We start from the raw sequence: 17,834 nt of genomic DNA, 5'->3' as shown, positions 1-17,834 counted from the left end.
GGCTATTCCCGGTGACCCCTTCGGGGCAGGGCTGTAAGGGTGGAATGACTATCGTTTGCGTTTCTGGAGTAAACGGTGGGTCGAAACGTGTCCTCCGTTCTGGTACGGCTTCTTTGTGGGTGGAGGGTTTTTCGGCCCGCGCTTGGCTTTGCGATATCGTTTCGGATCGACGCGCGCGGCGATTGCCCGCAACAACTCCGCGAACGACTCCAGGGGCATCGCACCCAAGGGCTCCCACAACGGACCCGGCAAGGCGATGTTCATCCCCACCCAGGTGGTCCGAATTTCTTCCGTCAGGTAGTAACTCGACAACTCCGACACCGCTTCCGCACCATGCGCGCTCCGCACCGCGCCCTTGAGCAATGCCACCGCATTCGAGGCCAACAAACCCAAACAGAACGCGAACAGCGCGGCCGGCGGATAGGCCAACGTGTCGGGCTCGCAGTTGAGCGTCATCGCCAATTCGTAGAACCGATTCTCGATCAACCAGCGCTTCAAATACAACGCGGCCACACGGCACCCGTCGGCTGCGTCCGAGGGCACGTTCGTCAGCACGTGGATCTCGGTGTCACCGTCGCGCGTGGGTTGATCCAGAACCACGGTCACTCGGCGCACGCGCAACGTTCGATCCAGGTGGCGGAATTCGACCTCTTGCTCGTACCCCTGACCCGTCTCGCAACGCCCCAGGGCACGACGCTCACCCCGCAACGCCCCTTCGAGGGCTCCATGTTGACGGATCACGAATCCGGCGTCGGCCTCGTGCAACGCGCTCAGGAATCCCAGGGTGCAGAAGTTCCGATCCGCGATCCACAGATCGTTGGCCCCAATGTGAGGCACCACTTGGGGGATCAATTCGCGCTCGTTGGCGTGCCCATCGGGTGTCAGAAAGACGTCGGTGACCAAATCCAGTTGGGGGTCGTAAATGGCCAGCACTTTGCCCGGCAGAGGGGCCGCCCAACTGTCACGATGAACCCGAAGTCGGCGCTGGGTGGCGCTCAAATAGTTGCCATCGAGAACCCGAGTGCGATATCCCGGAACCAAGGGTGCCCGGGTCGCCTGAAGGGTCCGAATGAGGGGAGCAACCTGGTCCGCGGAGTCCCGAACGAGTGCCGCGCAGATCCCCAGTTCCGTGGATCGTAGTTTGTCGTACACGGCCTGGCGACTGACGGGCATGTGCTCGGCCCGTTTGTGATATGCGGCCCCGAGAGAGGATTCGGTTCGGAGTGTGGTGGCCAACATGAGTTCGACCACCTGCGAGAAGAGCAACTCGTGTTGGTACTGTCGTTGTGCGGTGTCGCGGAACAGTTGATCCAGTCGTTCGGGTAAGAACAGGCGCTCCAAAATGGTCCGAGCCAAGACGCACACCGGGGACGCTTTGAGGAACGGTTCAAATGCTGCGGGCACCACGACCGAACCTCCATCCGAGAGCATTACAACCGACCGCGAGTGGCTAACTTACGACGATCCGAATACCCTTACAGCCCTGCCCCTTCGGGGTCCGAAAACAATGCACGGGGTTTGTGCCCCAACGGGCGCCAATGCCTTTGTGACCCCAAATGGGGTCACCGGGAATAGCCCGGGGTTTCAACCCCGGGTGGGGACTCATTTACGTCAGCAACTTCTCGACCACCTTGCCCTCGCGGAAGAGTTGCACCGGGCGCCCGGTCGGGGTCTGAAGTTCCGTGTTCGGCGCGATGCCGAGGGCGTGGAAGATCGTCCCCGCCACGTCGTCCGGCGTGACCGGTTCCGTTGCGGGGGCCATGCCACTCGCGTCGGTGCTGCCGTGGACGTACCCGCGCTTGAAGCCGCCGCCGGCCAGCACGCACGCCATCGACCGCGCCCAGTGGTCGCGCCCGGCGTTCTTGTTGACCTTCGGCGTGCGCCCGAACTCCCCGGCGCACATCACGATTGTGCTGTCCAGCAACCCGCGGTCGTCCAGGTCTTTGATGAGCGCTGACAGCACGGTGTCGGTGGTCGGGGTGAGGCGCGTCTTGTGGGCGTTGAACGTCTGGCTGTGAGTGTCCCAGCCACCGAAGCTCACGGTGGAGAACCGCACCCCGGCTTCGACGAGGCGCCGGGCGGCGAGCGCCCCCTGACCGAACGGCGTGTTGCCGTACAGGTCGCGCGTGGCCGGCTTTTCCGTGCTCAGGTCCAGTGCTTTGCGGGTCTTGTCGCTCTTGAGGATTTCGAGCGCCTGTTGGTGGAACGTGTCGAGCCCGTCCACGAGTTCGTTCGATTGATCGAGACCGGCCAACCCCGTGTCGAGTTTGCGGAGCAGCGAATCCCGCTTTTCCAGGTCTTCCAGTGTGAAGGTGCCCTTGAGCGTTAGCCCGCGCACGCTGAACCCGCCGGCGTTCTTCCCGCCCCCGCCGTTGCCCTCAATGATGAACGGGTTGTACCCGGTGCCGAGGTACCCGGCTTGTCCGGCTCCGCCGTTGCGGATGTCGCCAAAGGTGACGTAGGGCGGCACGCCGACTTCCGTCTTCAGGAGCTTCGACGCGACCGAGCCGAGGGCCGGGTACTGGAGCGCCGCGGTCGGCTTGTTCCCGGTGGTCATGAACACGGCGGCGGGGCCGTGGCTCGGGATCGTGTGGTACAGCGAGCGGACGATGGTGAGCTTGTCGCCCACTTGGGCCGTCTTCGGGAAGGTTTCGGCGAGCTGCATGCCGGTCACCTTCGTGTCGATCGACTTGAACTCGCCACGAATGCCCTCGGGGGCGTCCGGCTTGTTGTCCCACATATCGATGGTGGCGGGACCGCCCGCGAGCCACAGCAGGATGACGCTCTTGGCCTTTTGACCGCTCCCGCGGTCCTTGTTCGCGGTTTTGGCCTTCGCTTCCGAGGCGAGGATGCCCGGGAGCGTCAGCCCGAGAATACCGGCCGACCCGATGGTCAGCGCGTCCCGGCGGTGGAAGCCTTCGCAGTCGGTTCGGCGCGTCGCGGACATGGCAGCCTCCGAAAAGGGGTGGGGTCGTTTTTTAAGGGCGTCGGTTTTCCGGGAATCCGGGTTGTCCACGCCCGGGGTTGAAACCCCGGGCTATTCCCGGTGACCCCATTTGGGGTCACAAAGGCATTGCGCTCGTTGGGGCGCAAACACCGGGCGTTGTTTTTGGACCCCGAAGGGGTCACCGGGAATAGCCCGGGGTTTCAACCCCGGGTTCTCGCCCCGGGCGCACGACATCGGCATCAGTGATTCAGAATGAACTCGCGCGTGTTCACGAGCGCCCACATGAGATCCGTGACGCCCGCTGTGCGGTTTTTGGCGTCCTTCAGGTGTTGCACCGCGTCGGCCTTCTCGGTCGCTTTGGGAAGGCGCGAGAGCGTCGCGAGGAACAGTTCCTCGGCCAGTTCTTCGTTCGTGAGCTTGCTCTTGGCGAGAGCCATCACGCGGCCGTCACCGGCGGTGAATTTCGCGAGCACCGCCGTGTCCGTCATGCGGAACAGGGTTTGGGGCAGCGCGGGTTCCATCGCGCGCTCGCAATCGCAGGCGGTCGTGCGAGGCGGACGCCCGAAGATCCGCAGTGCGTAAGCCACGCTCCCGTTCAGCCGGCTCGAACCGAGTTCGACCATCTTCGTGCCGAGCGGGGCTTCTTCCTGACCCGTGAACTTCTCTTCCACACCCATCGCGGCGTTGAGCACGTCCACTACTTGCTCGGCCATGAGCGGGCGGATGAAGGCGTGCGAGAAGTTGTTCTTGTCGAACTTGTTGCTCTCGTTGGTGGCGTAGCTCAGTTGGTACGTCCGGCTCATCAGGACCGTGCGTTCCAGCTTGCGGATATCGAACTTGCTCTCGATAAAGCCTTTGGCGAGTGCGTCGAGGAGTCGCGCGTTGGTGGGCGGGTTCGCGAGCGAGAAGTCGTCCACGGGGTTCACGAGCCCGACGCCGAAGTAGTGCGCCCACACGCGGTTCACGAAACTCTTCGCGAAGAACGGGTTCTCGGGCGCCGTGAGCCAGTCGGCGAGTTTCACGCGGGCGTCCTCGCCCGGTTTCACGCTGAGGACCGCGCCGCCGAGCACTTTGGGGGCCGGGGGCTTGTTGGTCGCGGGGTTCGGTTTCGCGCGCCCGGGACCGCCGCCGAACATCTCGCGGACGAGTAGGATCTGATTGTTATTGTTCCCCTTCGGGGCCGCGTCGCGCCGGGCGGCGTTCTCCGCGTCGACCGCTTTCTTCACCGCGGAGTTACTGAACTGGTTGTTCTGGAACGTGACCTGCGCGAACACGTTGGCGAACGCCCAGTATTCGTCCTGCGTCCAGCGGTCGGTGGGGTGCTTGTGGCACTGGGCACATTCGAGCCGCACGCCGAGGAACGCCGCAGCCACTTTCTCGCCCCACTGCTCGGCGGGAACGGCCTGCTGCCGGCGCCAGAACAGGTCGAGCGTCTTCTTGTCGGGGTAGTCTGTCTTGAAGCCCTTCGCGGACTGTTCGTCGATCTTCTTGACGAACTCGATCCACTCTTCTGGTGTTTGCCCGTCCCGACTGGTAGCCGTGAGGACGTCGCGCACGATCTGGTCGTAGGGCGCGTTCTCGGCGACGCGCTTGCGGAGCCAGTCGTGCCACATCTGTGAGCGCTTCGGCTGGGTCGGCTGCGGGTTTTCGAGCGCCTGAGTGTTGTTGCCTGTAATGTCCGAGAGCTTTGTCGCCCACACCGCCGCGTGGAGCGGGTCGGCGAGCACCTTGTCGATCATCTTCGCGCGCTTCTGCGGGTCTTTGTCCGCGACGAAGGCCCGGACCACGTCCGGGGGCGGGAGCTGCGCGAGGGCGTCGATGTAGAGCCGGCGGAGGAACGTTTCGTCCGAAGCGAGGTCCGACGGAACCACGTTCATCATCTTCAGCTTGGCGAACACTTCCGTGTCGACGAAGTTCACTTCGGGCACGCTCGGATATGCTTCGGTTCGCGCCGGCGACGGCACGAGCACGCGGATCGCCTTCACGCTGCCGCGGTACAGCACCGTGAGGCCCGCGTCGCCCGGTTGTCGGGGCGTGAGCAACCCGAAGGGCGAAACGGTGGCGATCGCGTCGTCGGTGATTTTGAAGTCGCAGAACGGCGTGATGTCTTCCCGCGAGCCGTCGGTGAAGGTCGCGGTGACCGTCAGTTGTTTGGGCTTCGCGTTGGTGAGGAGTGCGAAGTCGTTCGGCGAAACGGTGAGTTCCTGAATCTCTCCGCTCCCGCGCTCCCACTTGGCCCCGGCACGAATCCACTCGCGGAACACGTTGTACGTCCAACTGTCCTTGCTGAAACGCATGCCGCCGTCGTGTTGCGTTTGGCCGGTCGCCTTTAGCAACAGCAGGCTCTCGTCCGGGCGCACCACGTTCACGCGGCGCCCGAGGTTGTCGCGCGTGAGGTTCGCGAAGTCCGCCGAGGGTTCGTAGCCGAACAGCGAGAGCCGGAACCCGTTCTTGCCCTGGAACGAACCGTGGCAGCTCCCCGCGTTGCAGCCCGCCTTCGAGACGAGGCCCATGATGTGCCGCTCGAAGTCCACGTTTTTGACTTTGCCCCCGGTGGGCAGATCGACATCGGCGCGGCTCACGCCGGTGGCAACAAAGCAAGCGGCGAGGGCGTAGACGAAGCGGCGAGAGAACATGGCAGTGTCTCGGCGGGGATCGTCCGGAACGGGCGAAAAATAGTTGCGGGCGGTTGGCGGGAGAGTCGGTTCGCGGCGCATTGTGTGGGCGCCGCGAACTCGTCTGAAATGGAAACCCGCGGACCGGCGAAGCAGACACCGCGGGCGATTTTTTCTCGCGAATTGTATTTCGATCGGAAGGCGAACGCCGGTAACGGCTTGCGGGCGCTTATTGCGGAAGCAGGCGCAATGTATCGACCGCGGCGCGGATCACATCGGCTTGTTCCCAGGCCAGTGTGAACGATTCTCCCTGAAGCCACAGCGGAAGCTGGTCCGCGTGGTGCGGCGAGAGCGGGTTACCCGACTGCCCGCCGCACAGCACGAACGTGCTCTTCGACAAGTCGGCGAGATCGAACGCGGTCCGCAGGTTCGCCATGTTGTGCGTGAACGCAGTCGGCTCGGCCGGTCGTGCCCCGGCCTGGCTCACCGTATTGCCGTCGCCGCCCCACGGGAACGGTCCGCGATTAAACGCCGGTCCGAGCCACCGGTGCTTGCCGAAAAGCGGGTGCTCCAACAGGAGGCGCCGGAGGTGCCCCCACGCCCAGAACTTCGCGCTCGGTCCCGCTTCGCGGCGCAACTGGCGCACGACCCCGGTGAGCACCGTTTCCATTTCCTTGGCCCACGACGCGAACCAGCCCGAGGGTTGTTCGCGCAAGAGCCGCGTGAGGTGCGAAACGCGCCGATCGGAGAACAGGTTGTACGGCAGGATTCCCAGCGCGCCCTCGCCGAGCGCGACGTCCCAACTGTTCGGGGCCTTCGCCTTCGCCACCCGAACGCACATCTCCGCGACGAACAGCTCGAACACCGCAGCCGCCGACGATTCGGTATCGACCTGCCCGTCCCACTCGCGCAGGAGGGCCAGCCCGTCTCGGGCGTATTCGTCGGTCGGGGTGAGTGCCAGGACCGCTTCCTTCACTTCGACCCACGGGAGCGACTTCACGTCCAACTGGATCGCCGCGCACTCGGCGAGCGTCCAGCCGGTGTCGCGTGCGGCGAGCAACTCTCGGATGCGCTGCGCGCGGTACGGATCGATGAAGTCGTGCCCGAGTTGGTGGAGGGAAGAACCTACCCCCCGGCCCCCCTCCCTGAAGGGAAGGGGGAGGAAGAATTGTCGGCGGTATTAAGCCCCTCTCCGCTTAGGGGAGGGGTTGGGGAGGGGTTGTCTGAAGAACCTACCCCCCCGGCCCCCCTCCCTGAAGGGAAGGGGGAGCTGGTAGGCGAGCCCGCTGTGCTTGAGACAACGTTTGCCGACAGTTCTTTCTCCCCCTTCCCTTCAGGGAGGGGGGCCGGGGGGGTAGGTTCTGCCTCGAACTCCCCCTTCCCTTCAGGGAGGGGGGCTGGGGGGGTAGGTTCTGCTGTCGGTGGGTCGTTGGCGGTGGCCAGATACCCGCACTCCGGGTTCACCCGGAACGGCATTTCGTCGAACGGGACGGTGCCGGTCCATTCCGCGTTGGAGACGTCCGCGGGGCGCGGGAGCAAGCTGGCTCCGCCGCGGCGCGCGGGGACTTCGCCCACGAGCTGCCAGCCGATGGTGCCTTCGGCATCTGCGTAGAGCAGGTTCAGCGGGAGCACCGGCCACTCGGCGAACCACCGGCGGAACTCGTCGAACGACCGGGCACGCGGCGCGTGCAGGAAGCCGACGAGCGGTCGCGGTTCGAGCCAGATCGCTGATAGTGAGATGGCCAGATTTACGTTCGGTAAGATCGGTGTAAGAACTGGCCCGCGCGGGGTGACGAGCACGTCTTCCACAACGTCCGCCGCGCCCTTCACGCGGATGATCTCCTTCACCACGTCGCACGCGACAAACGCGCCGTCGGCCTGGCGCACGGAGCGCCCGTCGGGGCCGAGCGTTTCGAGGAAGAGGTCGCTGTTGTCGGTGAGGCCCGCGGTCACGCCCCACGCCGCGAACCCGTTGTGCCCGATCGCGAACCCGGGCGCGCCGGCGAGCGCTGCGCCCGTAGCCTCCCACTCCGGCGTGCGAACGTGCGCGAGGTACCACGGCGCGGGGCACGTCGGCGCGAGGTGCGGATCACTCGCGAGCAGCGGTTTGCCGGACTCCGTTCGCGCACCCGAAATGACCCAGTTGTTCGACCCACCTCCACGCGGCAGATACGCCTGGAGAACACTGAGATCGGCCGCGAGCGTGTCGAGAATCGTTGCGGAAGCGAAAGGGCGGTGTGGGGGATGGGTACCCGCGTGGGAACCGGGTGCCCCTTCACCCGCTCTCCCGCTCACCCCTTCTCTTCCGCCTGCTGCCGGATCGAGCGCCCGCAGAGCTTCCGGGCCGTCGGTGAGCAGGATGCGCAGGCGCGCGAGTTCGACGTCCCAGTTCGATGGGAGCAGGAACGATTGCAGTTTGAGGAGACCGAGCACGTCGGCCGCGTCCCACGAACTCGGCGCGCCGCCGACAATGGCGAACTCGTGCGGCTTCTGTGGCAGACCCGTTGTGGTGCCCGCGCTCACCCCCGCGGCGAACGACTCGAACGCCGATCGCGTGTCGGAGCCGAGTGCGGCGAGTTGCGTTTCGGCGGCGCGGCGGAACCCGATGTGCCGGCTCATGCGGTCCGCGGGGAGCGCGACCGCGCCGACCCATTCGGCCATCGTTCCGCGCACGAGGCGCAGCATCACTTCGAGTTGCCCGGCGCGGTCCTGTCCCTGGCAGAACCCGAGCGCGAAGTGCGCGTCCGCGTCGGTGCTCGCATCAATGTGCGGAACGCCCCATTTGTCGCGCCGGATCGTGACGGGGGCGGACACTCCGCGGACCCGGAGTTCGCCGGAGGTGGTGGGCAGTCGGCGCCCGAGCGCGAGGCGGAGTAACAGGCGGGAAAAGCTCATCGAGACAGGATACGACGAAACGCCGAGCGGGGATCGACTCCCCGCCCGGTTGCGTTGCAATCGTTACGGCTGGGGAACCGGTTCGGTGCGCTCGGTCGGTTTAGCCTCGAACAGCGCAGGGACGGCCTTCAGTACGGATTCGATCGCCTTGTCGTCGAGTTCGCCCGCGCGGAACGCGAAGTTCGCGGTCACTTTCTGCTTCACGAACAGCAGGACCGTGACGTCGGCGTCCTTGTGGAGCTTGTACGACGGCGGGCCGTCTTCGTCCTCGTACACGCCGACGGGCGCGTTCTTGATGCCCTGCTTCTGTGCCCACTTCGCGAGCGAATCGAGGTCGGCTTTGTCCGCGAGGAGCGTCATCCAGACCTTCCCCCCAGCATCCTTCTTCGCGAGTGCCGCGGCGTCGAGCTTCGTGACCAGTTTGCCCACCGAATCGGACGTCGTGCGCGCGAACACGATCACGGCCGGTTTGTTCCCCTCGTGCTGCTCGCAGACGTAACAGGTCTGCTGACCGCGCTGCGGGCCGGTCGCGACGAGGAAGCTGTACGGACTCGGGCGCTTGCCGACCGGCGTACCCGACACGCACGGGTCAACGGCCCGGAGCGGAAGTGTGAGCACGCACACCAACGGGAGGCAAAGAAGTAGTCGCGTCATCGTGAGTCGTTATTGAGTGTGTTGGGTTTCAGGGTTCGAGGTTCGGGCGCTACGTAGAGGGCGTGCTTTGTGTTCGTGGCACAGGCCTCTGGCCTGTGGAGGCGCTCACACAGGCCAGAGGCCTGTGCCACCAAACTAAAGACCACTCAACCTAACGCATAGGCGATCGCGCTCACTCACCGGCCGCGGTCGCGTTGGGGCGGGCGAGCTTCGCGGCGCGGCGGGCCATGTCGTTCTGGAGCGCGGCGAAGTCCCGCGAATCGGCCTTCGCCCACACGCGGTGCGCGATCTTCAGGTATCGGGCGGCTTCCTCGCTGCGCCCCAACCGGTCACACAGCGCCCACAACCCCAGCGCGCCGCGGACGCTGCCGGCGTCGTGCGCGAGTGCTTCCTGGAAGGCCTCTTCCGCGTCCACGGCGCTGCCGGCTTCCAGCGCGCCGGTGCCCCACGATTCCATGTACACCGCACCGTTCCCCCAGGCGTGGTGCCCGAACTCGTTCTTGGTCGCGTCCACAAGCTTCTTGAGCAGCTTCAGCCCGGCCTCGCCGTCACCCTTCTGACACAGGTGCCGGCCCTGGACTTCCCACAACCGGCGTTCGAGTTGTTTGTCGAATTTCTTGGACTGCGAGAGCTGGCGCAGCGTATCGACCTCGCGCCCGGCCTGTTCGGTATCGAACTTTTCGAGCGCAACGAGTGCGGCGAAGTACGCACCCGACTGTTTGTCCGAGCGCCGGTACTGCTCCACCAGTTTCTGCGCCTCGTCCCAGTCGTGCTGGCCCATCGCCATGCGCAACCAGTCGGTGCGGAACGTGTACTTGTAGCTCTCCGCCAGGGTGCGGTGCGCCCGGGCTTCGGCGAAGCGGCCGTCGTGGATGAGGCTCCGCGAGAGAATATCCATGTGGTGGTTGAACTGGTGGTCCTCGCTGGGCTTCACGTCCTGGAGCTTGTGGTACGCGACCTGGAGCTCGACCGCCTTCACGGACCAGTCCGTGGTTTCGCCCCACTTCCCGATCCGCGTGCCGAGGTGCGCCTGCATGTGGTGCGCGTGCGGGATGCCGGGCGACGACTTGATGTAGTTCTCGGCGTAGGGCCACCCGAGCGCCGGGCGCTGGACGTTCTCGTAGAAGTGGACGAACTCGTGGTTGGCGCCGGGGTGCAGCGGGTTAACTCGGAGGAGCGCCTTGTAAAACACCGCGGTCGCGTTCGGGCCGTCCGCGCTGGCGAGTTGGGCGCGCCAGAACCAACCCTCTTCGTCGTCCTCGTGGAGCATCAGCAGTTCGTCGAGCGACTGCGCGGCCTTCTTCCGGCGCTCGTCCGGGCCGACGTTGGGCCACATCCCTTTTTCCTGCAACCGCGACTGAACCAGCAGCCGCTCGCGCGGATTGGCCTTCGGCATCAACCGGCGGGCGGTATCGAGCGAGTAATCGATCGCGTTCTTGCCCACGCGGTCCGGCAGTTTGCCGTACACCAGCCCGCCGAGCAGCCCCACGTAAGGGGTGACGGGCGGGGTGACGCCGGGTTTGCCCCACTTCTCCAGCGAGCGCGACAGCATCAGCCACGCATAAACGCACTCGGGATCGTGTTGGAGCGCCGTTTCAAACGCGCGGGCCGCTTCCATCCACACGTAGGAGTAGTACATCCCCAACCCCTGATCCACGAACGCCTGACACTGCGGGTTCGTGGTGCCCACGGGGTACTTGTAGACGCACGCATCGAACATCGGCTTCGCGGCCGCGAGGCCGGTCAGCGGCATCTTCGGGGTGGAATCGCTCGCGGCCTGCGCTTTCGCACGCGGGGGCGGAGCGATCGCAGCGCCCGCGCCTTCGCGCGGAGCAGACGAGGCCGTTTGCGGTACGAGGAGCAGCGTGGTGGTGAGCAGCAAGCAACCGAACGAGCGCATCATGGCAGGTTCGCTCAAGAGGCAGGAATGCAGGAGGGCTGATCGAAGGAAAGTTTACCAGTCCGGTAAACTTGGCGAAAGGGGCGAGCACGGATTCTCATCGCCGAATTTGTGACCACCGTAAATCCGCCAGACGTTGCGGGCTACAGGCCCGCACCCCTAAACCGGGGCTAGACCACCAAGGTAGCCCCGAATGGGGCGGCCGCGGGTAGCCAGGGGTGAAGCGCATGCGCAACCCCTGGCGCTGGCGCGCTCCCCGATGGCAGAACCCGTTGATCGAGGCGCGCCGCGGTGTTCAAGCGCTCGGCCCACGAGTGCGTGGTCATAGCTGGTCATAGCGCAAAGATGCGCTATGACCACCGTAAACCCTTGCGCCACAACGGCTGGTCATAGTGGTCACGGTGGTCACGGCATTTTGGAATTCGCTCGTGCGCAACGAGGTGGTGCCGACTGGATAATCGTCGGTAATGTTGTGTTTGCCAGATTAGATCGGGATCGATTGTGTACTTTAGTGAGCAGACGGGTAGGTCGCGGAGTGTTTCAGCAAATAGGAACGGTGTGACCACTATGACCAGTGTGACCGCCCCTTGCGCCACAACGACTTGCGCTGTCCATAGCGCATCTTTGCACTATGGACAACCGTGGACAAACTCAATTCGCTCTGGGGATCGCGAGCTGCTCGCCCGCTTTGGTTACGGGGTATGTCCGATGTGGTTATTCGAGGTCTGCATAGCGGCTACTGGCACGCTCGTCTGACATCAGCACTGAGATAGGCAGGACGATCGCTCGCCCGTCTGAAACGTCCGTTTCAGACGGGCGAGCGATCGTCCTCAACGCGCATCGATTTGATCGCCCCCAAGTCAGCGAATCCCGGCCGAACGTCGGGGACAATGACACGTCCGATGGCACATGACGGCCGGAAAGGTGGCGGCCCAACTGTATAAAATTTACACGGTCGTCGGAGTGATGAACGGTTCGATCTCTTCCAGCGCGAGCGGAGAAGCGAACTCCATCCCGACGAAGTAATCCCCGGCCGCCACCTGCTTAACGTGAGCCACTTGAGCCTTGACGGTCAGTACGCGCCACGAGGACGTCACCTCCACCGTCAGCGTCACCCCGAGCAGCGGGGGCGTATCGACCAGCATGCTCAGGCCCGTGGCGGAGATGTCCCACAGCACCCCCTCACCGCCGGACTCAGTGTAGCAGGACGTGGAAGTAGCGGGCACGAAGCGAACAGACCCTCGCCGGTTCTGGACAGACACGCAGTACGTCTCCACGGAGTGACGGGCATGCAAACTGTAGAGCACGACTCGTTCCGAGGTCGGGTTAAAAATGAGATCGGGGCGAAATTCGGTTGTCCTGACAAGAAAAACGCCCTGCCAGATGAAAGCAGGGCTGAAAGCGATCAGTTACGTTTTCCTTTCCGTACCGGGTTGGGGCGTTGAACGAGCGTCCCTCGCACCTTACGTCCGCACGTCAGCCAGAATTCGGCTACTGGCGCGCTCATCTGACATCAGCACTGACATAGGCCGGGCGCCCGTGGCCATCTGAATCGTCCGTTTCAGATGGGCGTGCGATCGTTCTCGACGCGCACCGGCTCGCCCCCAAGTCAGCGAATCTCAGCCACAAGTATAGTAGGAGCAAGGAATGCCGAATCCGTTCCCGGGAAACTTCAATGACGGCGCCGCTTGTTAACGATGCGCCCGCAACGTCTTCCGTGCCTGCGCATCTCGAGTTCGGGCCAGTCGGTCGATTCGGGTGCCGGGGTGACGTAACGCAATTGCCCCGGGCCGGGGGCTTGAGATGCTTCGATCCGGAACACGCCGTGCCCATAAAAAATCGTGCTGTCAAACAACTCCACGGGGTACCAGACGGCCGGTTCCAGTCGCGCGTTCCGCAGTGCGCTCAGCCGCTCGTGTTTGCCCTCCACTTCGTAGACCGTCTCGTCCTCCGGGCTCAGGAACCAGGGGAGCGCGGATTCCGATGCGAACAAAAGATCAACCCACCACTCGTCGCACCGCGGGGCGTCGCTCGCAGCGACTACGAAGCCGTCGCTGAGTTCATCCGTGTCTTCTGCGCGGAGGAGTTGTCCGGGGAAACTAATCGTTCTCCATACAAGTGCGCCTTTTACGCCCGGCACCGGACGAAATACGGTGCTCAATAAACCGGAAAGCTCGCACGCAATCGGTGGCACGCCGGGCTTGAGGAACCAACCTCGGTAGACTCGCTCTCGAATTGACACCAAACCAATGTCCGCTCCGCGCTGCCGCGCAACGAACTCGGTGGCCAGGTTTTCCATCGCGGCTCCCTCACTGCCTGCCGGGACTGTTGTCGTGGTAACGGGAGGCACCACACCGTGCGTTTACGGGTGAATATCGATTGCTACGTGGACCACCGCGCTCGTTCAATTCGGATCGCGCGGATTTCGAGACTCGCGAGCGGCTTTTTCGTGACGCAACTCCTTGTAAATCGCACCGTTGAGCGACTTGTATTCTGGCGCGCGGTGTGCGTAAAATGGGTAGCTTTCCGGCAGTTATTTACCGGCGATTGCTTGTGCACCGTGTTCGTGGCCACGCTCCCGAGTGGGCCGAAGCAAACGGGCCGCTCCGGAAAATGTTAGCGGATGTTAGTGGGGCCGTTTTGGGCTATTTTGCTGGAATTTTGTGCGAATAGCCGCCCGAACTGCGGGCAAAGGACGTTAGCAATTGTCAGCCGTTTCCCGCAACGGTCGGGAACTGATTCGCACGACGGGCGCGGCCGGGATACAATCAATTGCGGCAACCAGCACACGAAGACGAATCAACAGCATAGACGATTTAAGACACTTAACTCATTGAGGGGAACATGAGTTACCTGATTGACGGCTACCACGGCGAAATCGTTGCCTCGGCGCCGCCGAGCGCCCGCGTCGCGTTCATCCGCCGGACCTACGCGCACCTCGCCGGTGCGGTCCTCGCGTTCGTCGGGATCGAGGCGCTCCTGCTCACGTCCGGCCTCGGGATGGACCTGGTCCGGACGCTCTTCATGGGCGGCGGTAAGGGCGCGTGGATCGGGCTTATGGTGCTGTTCGTCGTGGGCGGCATCGGGGCGCAGATGATGGCCCGGTCGCGCCAATCGGTGGGCATGCAGTACGCCGGCCTCACGCTGTACGTGCTGCTCGAAGTCATCATCTTCCTGCCCATCCTGATCGTCGCGACACAGGCCCCGCAGTACGCGGGCAAAGACCTCCCGCTCCAGGCTGGAATCGTGACGCTCGCCGCCTTCGGCGGGCTGACCGTGGCCGTGTTTACCTCGGGCAAGGACTTCTCGTTCCTCGGGCCGATCCTGTGGGTCGGGGCGCTTCTGGGGACGGGGTTGGTCATCGCCGCGGTGATCGGCGGGGTCAGCCTGGGCTTGGGGTTCGCGGCGCTGATGGTGGCGCTGGCGTGCGGGTTCATCATCTACGACACGTCGAACATCATGCACCACTACAGCACCGACCAGCACGTGTCGGCCGCGCTGCAACTGTTCGCGTCCGTGGCCCTGCTGTTCTGGTACGTGCTCCGCATCTTCATGAGCGTGAGCAACGACGATTAGTGGCCCGGTCGTTGTAGTTTCATCAAGCCAGGGGTTGCGCTCGCGCTTCACCCCTGGCTACTCTCTGCCGCCCCTACCGGGGCTAAAACACTTCTGTCTGATCCGCGTGATCTGCGTTATCCGCGGCTCTTCCTTTGAACACCGGACCACAACAGACCCACCTTGCACTTCTTTCAAACTCTGCGTATCTCCCCACGCGCCTGAGCCCCTGCGCGGAGGGTTTCGCACCGATGTTCGCACGCCTCGCCGCTCTGGTTCTCGTCGCTGCGGTCGCGGGTATCGGCGGGTGCTCGTACAACCCCGCCACGTTCCCGTACTGGCTCCCGCCCGGGCGGGTCGAGCAGACGCACGCGAAGCCCCGCGGGTTCGGCTACTTCCGCGACTTCGACCCGAAGGCGTGCCGCCTCGAAATCAAACCCAGCGGCAACGCGACCGCGCCGCTCGGCTCGCAGATCGTGCTCGTCGCCACCGTGTACGACAAGGAAGGCGTGCCGCGCCGCGACCGGCGCGTGGAGTGGATGATCGAGGGGCCGGGGAACATCGTCGAAGCGGACGAGTCCGGGTTCTTCGCCGGGCGCGGGTACAAGGTCGATAACAAGTACGCGGTCACGTACACGTCTTACGTGCCGAAGAACATCACGCGCGGCAACGACGACCCGAAGGACGACGTAGCCGTCGAACCGGGGCAAACGTTCGTCGTCATCAGCTCGGCGATTCCGGGCGAAACGGTCGTAACTGCTTACGCGCCGGAGGTCTTCAACTGGGACAACGGGCGCGTCGTCACGAAAGTGATGTGGGGCGATTCGCGGTTCAAGTTTCCCGAGACCGCGACCGTGCGCATCGGGGGCGAAACCACGCTCGCGACCAGCATCAACCCCACCTCGGCAGACGCCGGAGGTAACTTCCGCGTGCGGTACCGCGTGATCGGCGGCCCGCCCGCTGTTCTCGTGTCGAAGACCGGGGACGACACCACTGCGAGCCTGTCCGGTAGCGGCGGGAAGGAAGCCGAAGCGTTCACCGATACCAACGGCGAAGCGGCCGTGCGCCTCGTTCAGCGCGACCCGAAGGCGGGCAAGACGCGCGTCGCGGTCGAGGTCGTGAAGCCGCCCGAGAACGGCGTCGGCCCCGGTACGGTCGTCGGTCGGCGCGAAACGGTCGTCGAATGGGCGACGGCCGAGGTGAAACTCCACGTGGACGCCCCGCCCGTTGCGAGTGCGATGGGTGCGTTCCCGGTCACGGTAGCGCTCGACAACATCGCCGGTGTGGACAGCCGGGACACGCGCGTGCGGGTGACGCTTTCTGACGGGGCGACGTTTTCGCGCAGCGAGCCGCCGCCCGTTCGCCAGGACGAAAAGGGCGGTCTGATCTTCGACCTCCCGCCCGTGAACGGTAAGGGCAAACAGTCGATCGTGCTCCAGGTGAAGCCCGCGAAGGTGGGGCAAGTCACGATCACCGCGGACGCCACCACCGCCGACGGGATGACGGCGAACACGAGCGCCGCGACGCGCATCGAGCAGGGGAAACTGCAACTGGTGCTCGAAGTGCCGCCGATCGCGCTCGCCGGCGAGCGCATCCCGGGGCGCATTGCGGTCACGAATAGCGGTGCGACAACGGCCGAGAACGTGAGTGTGTGGGCGCGGTTCGATGAGGGCTTGCTCGCGGGCACGGCACGCAGCCCGGTCGAGCTTAGCGCCGGCACGCTGGCGCCCGGGCAAACGAAGACACTCGACCTGCCGCTCGTCGCCAAAACCACCGGTAGGTACGGCATTCGCGCCAACGCCACCGGCGACGGCAACCTCTCCGCTTCGGCCGACGCGCTCTCGGTCGAGGTGCGCAAAGCTGAACTCGCGGTCACGGTCACCGGGCCGAAAGTCGCGTACCTGAACCAGCAGGTAGCTTGGTCCCTGACAGTAGCTAATCGTGGCGACGCTCCTGTATCGAACGCCGTGGTGCGAGCCACGCTTCCGCCCGAAGTGAAAGTCAGCGCGGCCGACGGCGGGAGCATCGGGGCCAACTCGGTGGAGTGGAAACTGGCAGAACTGGCCTCGGGCGCTCAAAAGTCATTCAAGATCGAAGGCGACGCGATCAAACTCGTCTCGCAAGCCGGTGTGATCGTCTCCGTGGTCGCCGATGCGACGAATAACGGCAAGTCGGTGGGTACGCCGGTCGAAGGTCGGGCAGAAACGCCGCTCGCTGTGATCGGCACGCCGGCCCTTTCGCTCGAACTCGCCACACCACCCGGACTGACAGAAGTGGGCAAACGCATTCGGTTCCAGATCCGCGTGAAGAACCAGGGCACCGTTTCCGCTCGCAACATCGCCGTTGCTGCCCTCGCTCCGCCAGAACTGAAGCCGGCCCGCGGCTCCGGGCCGTCCGAAGGGCGCATCGACAGCACCGGCCGCGTCGTGTTCCCAACGGTGGAAGAACTGCAACCGGGGCAAACGCTCACCTTTAACGTGGATGTCGACGCCACTCAGACGGGAGACGCCCGATTCACCGCGGAAGTGAAGGCTGCTCACCTCCGCAACCCGCTGAAGGAAGAGCAGTCCATCCGCGTCACCGCGAAATAGCGACGCGACCGCGTTCGGGAGTGCTTGGTGGATTTCGCAACGCAGGTGTTTTGCAGGATCGCACAGCACCTGTATTGAAACAGCGCGAATTACCCCTCCGGCACGGTCCCGTATTGCCCCGAGAAGATTGCTAAATTATTTTCCCGACCCTCAAGTCGTTCAGAAATAAGGACTTAACAAAGTAGACGTGCGGAGCGTGCCGCGATTGGCACCGCGCGTGCTTTATTCTGTGTCGAGTCGGTATGCGAGTCCCGACTCAAGAAAGACATCACTCCAAACACGGGCACGGGAATAGTCGGGGTATGCGAGTCCCCCGACCGAATCCCGTGCCCCACTTCTTTTTCCAGCGTCAATTTGCCACAATTGCACACGACAGGTTGAAAATCTCCCCGTAAGCCCGTTGCGGAGATTGAAGTGGCCGCGGTCACTCTTCACGTCTTGGACCTGATTGGTCCCCACGAATCGTGGCCCGCTGACGACCAAGGCAACGCGGTCGTTCACTTTCCGGCCGACGCCGTTGAACTGTCAAAAGAGCTGCGAAGGTTTTGGATTTACGTGCTGCTGATAGCCGTCAGGGACAACGCGACCTCTGTGCACTGTCACTCAGAACCGGCGTCGGGCCTCGCGGCGGTGTACTACGTCGTGAAAGACGTTCGCTACGAGTTCATTCCTCCTCC

General features: G+C 64.2%; 10 protein-coding genes and 1 pseudogene. 2 read left to right on the top strand and 9 right to left on the bottom strand.

Features of this window, described 5'->3' with window-relative positions:
- Nucleotides 1–48: 48 nt before the first annotated feature.
- From VT84_RS04690 to VT84_RS04650, 9 genes and pseudogenes are all read right to left on the bottom strand, one after another.
- A complete protein-coding gene (locus VT84_RS04690; protein ID WP_162271593.1) occupies nucleotides 49–1,407 on the bottom strand; it encodes a transposase in 1,359 nt (452 codons plus the stop codon).
- A gap of 199 nt (nucleotides 1,408–1,606) precedes the next feature.
- A complete protein-coding gene (locus VT84_RS04685) occupies nucleotides 1,607–2,947 on the bottom strand; it encodes a DUF1501 domain-containing protein (protein ID WP_082838697.1) in 1,341 nt (446 codons plus the stop codon).
- Nucleotides 2,948–3,186: 239 nt separating this feature from the next.
- A complete protein-coding gene (locus VT84_RS04680) occupies nucleotides 3,187–5,583 on the bottom strand; it encodes a DUF1549 and DUF1553 domain-containing protein (RefSeq protein ID WP_162271592.1) in 2,397 nt (798 codons plus the stop codon).
- 208 nt (nucleotides 5,584–5,791) lie between these two features.
- A pseudogene (locus tag VT84_RS04675) lies at nucleotides 5,792–6,664 on the bottom strand (penicillin acylase family protein); the annotation flags it as partial.
- A 23-nt stretch (nucleotides 6,665–6,687) separates the two neighbouring features.
- The gene (locus VT84_RS04670; RefSeq protein WP_082838694.1) at nucleotides 6,688–8,457 is read right to left on the bottom strand and encodes a penicillin acylase family protein; all 1,770 of its coding nucleotides are present in this window, start codon (nucleotides 8,455–8,457) and stop codon (nucleotides 6,688–6,690) included.
- A gap of 63 nt (nucleotides 8,458–8,520) precedes the next feature.
- The gene (locus VT84_RS04665; protein ID WP_082838693.1) at nucleotides 8,521–9,111 is read right to left on the bottom strand and encodes a hypothetical protein; all 591 of its coding nucleotides are present in this window, start codon (nucleotides 9,109–9,111) and stop codon (nucleotides 8,521–8,523) included.
- Nucleotides 9,112–9,283: 172 nt separating this feature from the next.
- Entirely contained in the window at nucleotides 9,284–11,014 is a 1,731-nt protein-coding gene (locus tag VT84_RS04660; RefSeq protein ID WP_239465682.1) for a tetratricopeptide repeat protein, read from the bottom strand.
- Nucleotides 11,015–11,958: 944 nt separating this feature from the next.
- Nucleotides 11,959–12,273, bottom strand: a complete 315-nt coding sequence (locus VT84_RS39440; protein ID WP_255359532.1) for a PilZ domain-containing protein — start codon at nucleotides 12,271–12,273, stop codon at nucleotides 11,959–11,961.
- A 410-nt stretch (nucleotides 12,274–12,683) separates the two neighbouring features.
- Nucleotides 12,684–13,172: a hypothetical protein gene (locus VT84_RS04650; RefSeq protein WP_157469191.1), complete on the bottom strand. Its 489-nt coding sequence runs from the start codon at nucleotides 13,170–13,172 to the stop codon at nucleotides 12,684–12,686.
- A gap of 683 nt (nucleotides 13,173–13,855) precedes the next feature.
- Here VT84_RS04650 and VT84_RS04645 point away from each other — a divergent pair.
- The gene (locus VT84_RS04645) at nucleotides 13,856–14,587 is read left to right on the top strand and encodes a Bax inhibitor-1 family protein (RefSeq protein ID WP_082838690.1); all 732 of its coding nucleotides are present in this window, start codon (nucleotides 13,856–13,858) and stop codon (nucleotides 14,585–14,587) included.
- 230 nt (nucleotides 14,588–14,817) lie between these two features.
- Nucleotides 14,818–17,157 (top strand): DUF11 domain-containing protein, encoded by a 2,340-nt coding sequence (locus tag VT84_RS04640; protein ID WP_082838689.1) that lies wholly within the window; start codon nucleotides 14,818–14,820, stop codon nucleotides 17,155–17,157.
- The last annotated feature ends 677 nt before the right edge of the window (nucleotides 17,158–17,834 follow it).

This window comes from Gemmata sp. SH-PL17 (assembly GCF_001610855.1).
GTDB lineage: Bacteria > Planctomycetota > Planctomycetia > Gemmatales > Gemmataceae > Gemmata > Gemmata massiliana.
The sequence above is the reverse complement of the archived record's forward strand: the minus strand, read 5'-3'. Positions and strand labels throughout refer to the sequence as shown.